The organism is uncultured Selenomonas sp. (genome assembly GCA_905372355.1).
Classification (GTDB): Bacteria; Bacillota; Negativicutes; order Selenomonadales; family Selenomonadaceae; genus Selenomonas.
Genome location: CAJPOT010000040.1, coordinates 1 through 3,313 on the forward strand (window position 1 = coordinate 1; position 3,313 = coordinate 3,313).

The 3,313-nt window shown below is 57.1% G+C and carries 1 pseudogene; it reads right to left on the reverse strand.

From position 1 onward, the window contains the following. Positions 1 to 3,313: pseudogene (locus tag QZ177_RS10440) on the reverse strand (autotransporter outer membrane beta-barrel domain-containing protein); the annotation flags it as partial.

Sequence of the window (3,313 nt, forward strand, 5' to 3'; positions counted from 1 at the left end):
GACTTCGATATGTCCGTCCGCTTGTGCAAGCAGCGAAGCTGCTTCCTCGGTGGCGGCGGCATTCGTCTTTGCACGGAGTCCGTCGAGTGTCACCTTGCCGCCGGCTGCGTTTACGGCTATGCTTTCCTTTGCACCGCCAACCTCGATCTCCGTCATGCCGGAAACGGTCGTCGTACCGCCACCGGTGCGAATGCCCCAGGCGTAGTTGAGAGGTGCCGCCGACGTTGTATCGTCCACCATGAGCTTCAGCGTCTTCGCCTTGATGTCGAGCACCTTGTCGTCATTCGCTACGGCAACGGCCTCTTCTGCACCTGTCGTCTTGCCGCCGCTCTTGACCGTCAGCACATTGCTCTCTGCGTCGATATGGATGTCTTCGAGCGACTTGATCGCGCCCACCTCATCCGACGGGGCGTTCTGATAGGTAATGCTCGAATTCTTCGTGAAATGATATGTTCCATCCGAAAGCCGGACATTTGCATCAACGTACTCCTGATCCGCCGTTTTTCCGAGAAGGCGCGTCGTGAAACCCGTCTTTGTCTGTGGCAGATCGACGGCAGTCGTATGGGAATAGCCGCCCTGTCCCGTCGCTTCATCAAACGCGATGTTCTCAAGGCGCTTGCTTGCAGACGACGCCGTCAGACCTTCGGCGATCTCGACCTTGCCCGTGAGATTGCGCTCACTCGTCGTATACGCCGTGTAGTAAAGTTTCTTCGCGAGCGCATCGAGGGTTTCGCTCACGAGGTTTTTCTCTGCCGCCTTCGCCGCTTCTGTCCTGAGTCCGGCACTATCCGTCGTCAGCGTGATGGCACTGTTTTCAGCGGCGTTATTTATGCGGAAGTCGCCGCCTTCTATCGTTGTTGGCGTCGCTTCTTTGTGCGCATAGAATACGCGCGTATGACCGCTGTAGTTGTCAACGGTGATATCCTTCTCATTCTTCTGGAAGATCACCCCCGCATGATCGGCGTCCGCGCCTCCCCGCAAGGATGCAAGACGACTTCCCTCGAAGGTGTAGTCGTAATCCTTGCCCAGACCTGCGTATCTTTGATCCGGTTCATATCTGCCGTATTTGTCATTGTTCCATACAGCGCCGTCCTGCAGCCAGAAGTTGATCTTCCCTTTGCCGAAGGCAAGACCGTTGAGTTCGGAGTCATGATTTACCATGGCGACATCAATGCGGCTCGCGTCACCCATGGCTCCGACATTGCCGGACATCTTCACGGTATGGCTGCCGGCCGTGCCTTCCTTGGCATTGACAGAGATCTGACCCGACGTGCCTGCGAGGAGTGCCATGGCTTCCTCACTCTCAGAGACCTTCGCCTTCAGACCTTCCAGCGTCACCGTTCCTTCTTTTGCCTCTACGGCGGCGGTCAATGCATAGGAGGAGACACCTATTTCCGTCATACCGGAGACGGTCGTTGTGCCGCTCTCGCTGCGAATGCCCCAGGCATTCGGGATATATTTTTTGTCATCCGCATTCGCCTGCAGGCGGAGCGTGCCCGCCTTGATGTCAAGGTTTCCACCGCTGTTTCTGATTGCGGCTGCTTTGCCGCCATCGTCCGTATTCGTCACAACCGACAGCACATGATCCGATGCGTCGATCTTCACATCCTCTGACGGATGAATGACGCCTGCATCCTTCTCCGCTGCATTGTTATAGGTGATTGTCGAATCCTTCGTGAAGAAATACGTGCCGTCCGACTGCCTGACATTCGCGTCGACATACTCCTGATCTGCTGTCGTGCCGAGGAGACGCGTCGTGAACTCCGTCTTCGTCTGCGTCGGATCGACAGCGGGGGTATAGGCGTAGCTGCCCTGTCCCGTCGTCTCGTCGAACGTGATGTTCTCAAGGCGCTTGCTCGCAGACGACGCCGTAAGGCCTTCGGCGATCTCCGCTTTGCCCATGAGGTTGCGCTCGTTCGTCGTATACGCCGTGTAGTAGAGCTTGTTCGCCAGCGCGTTGAGCGTCTCGCTCACGAGGTTCTTGTCCGCCGCTCTCCACGATTCCGTATTGAGCCCGGCATTGTCCGTCGTCAGCGTGATGGCGCTGTTTTCAGCTGCGTTCTTTATGTGGAAGTCACCGCCCACCATCGTATTCGGCGCAGCTGCGTCGTGTCCGTAGAACACGCGCGTATGACCGCTGTAGTTGTCGATCGTGATGTCCTTGTCATTCTTCTGGAAGATCATGCCCGCGCTGTCCGCCGAGGAACCGCCTGTCAGATGGGTCAAACGGCTGCCCTGCCAGGATGTGGGAGCGCCGGACTTCAGCATGTTCGTCCACGCTGCACCATTTTGCAGCGTCAGGTCGATTTGCCCCGCTTCATGCGCCGTGAAGGCACCGGGGTGCTGCTGAGATTCCACCCGATCGACATCATAGGTCGCGGCGCCCGTCCAGTCGGAGTCCGACGTGGTCAGCGCTGCGACAACCGTTCCCTTGGAATCGAAAGGCGTGAGCTGTGCGTTGTCGCTCTTTCCATACTCGCGCATGACCTTCATGTCGCCGGAAATGTTCATTTTCTTGTTTCCGACATTGCCGTCCGGGCTGTTGAGCCGCACCGTTCCCACGTTTGCCTGAACAACATAGTACTGCTTCGTGTGATCGGCGTCCTCCGCCGTGCTGAGCGTGCCGCCGCTGATGTCGATGATGCCGTCCGTGCCTGTCACGCGCAGGATGCTGCCCTTGACGTTCCGGATGTCGGCATTGCCCTTGACCGTGACGTGGGCATCCTTGACCGCCGTAATGGCTGCAAGATAGCGCCCGTCGTCCCACTGATGATTCGGATCCACATATTCGGAAACGAGGGATTTCATAGTTAAATCGCTGTTGAACGTGACCCTGGGCGCAGAGCCAGCATTACCGTTCGTAGCCACACCAAACGCATAGACTCCCTTGGAACGAACTTCGTCAATCACGACGGGAGCGTCGATCTGGAGCTGTCCGGGCGCATAAATGCCCCATGCGCCGCTGCTCAGATTCGTCGATGTGTTCGTGGATTTGAGCGTCAGCACCTTCTCTGCACCGCTGTTCGCGATGCGGATGCCCGTGGCATCGTAGGCGGCAAGCGCAATGGGACCTCTGTCCGTACTGTTCGCTTCAAGATACAGGTTGTGCCCATTCATATCGACGACCATCGGATTTGTATGATTGTATGCTGACTTTCCTGCATAGAGCGCCACTTTATAGGCGGCATCCTTCGTCGCTATCGCCTGGCGGTCATAGGTCAGTATCTCCGACTCCGTAATTGGATCGGTCGATATTTCCGGCGTGTAGGCATAGCCTCCCTGGCCAGTCGTTTCATCGAACGTGATGTTCTCA